Origin of the sequence: Methylocystis suflitae (assembly GCF_024448135.1) — a bacterium.
Classification (GTDB): Bacteria; Pseudomonadota; Alphaproteobacteria; order Rhizobiales; family Beijerinckiaceae; genus Methylocystis; species Methylocystis suflitae.
In genome coordinates, this window is sequence record NZ_JAMRYX010000168.1 from 1 (window position 1) to 456 (window position 456).

The following is a 456-nucleotide window of genomic DNA, read 5'->3' on the forward strand; positions in this document are numbered from 1 at the left end:
GGAGCGCGCGGTGATCAAACTTGGGGAAATCGTCATGATCCTGGAACTACACCGTCAGGGGATCTCCGTGTCCGCGATCGCGCGCCAGCTCGGAATCGATCGGAAAACCGTGCGCAAGCACATCGCGGCGGGACTGACGGCGCCCAGCTACAAGGCCCGTCCGCCGCGCGAACGCGCGATCGCATCTTTCGAACCCTACCTGCAGGAGCGGCTTACGGCTTATCCGACGCTGACCGGACGCCGTCTCTGGCGGGAGATCAAGGAACGCGGATATGCCGGCGGCTACACTGCGGTCACCGACCTTCTGCGCGAACTTCGGCCTCCGCGCGCGAAAGGCTTCGAGGTCCGCTTCGAGACGCCGCCCGGCGAACAGGCGCAGGTCGACTTCGCCCGCTTCGACGTCGGGTTCTTCGATGAGCCCAGCGTCAAACGGATCGTTTGGCTCTTTTCCATCGT

General features: G+C 64.3%; 1 protein-coding gene. It reads left to right on the plus strand.

Features of this window, described 5'->3' with window-relative positions; all coding sequences use genetic code 11:
- Positions 1-10: 10 nt before the first annotated feature.
- The coding region (locus tag NEI07_RS12575; RefSeq protein WP_256034970.1) for a helix-turn-helix domain-containing protein at positions 11-456 on the plus strand (446 nt) is incomplete at its 3' end.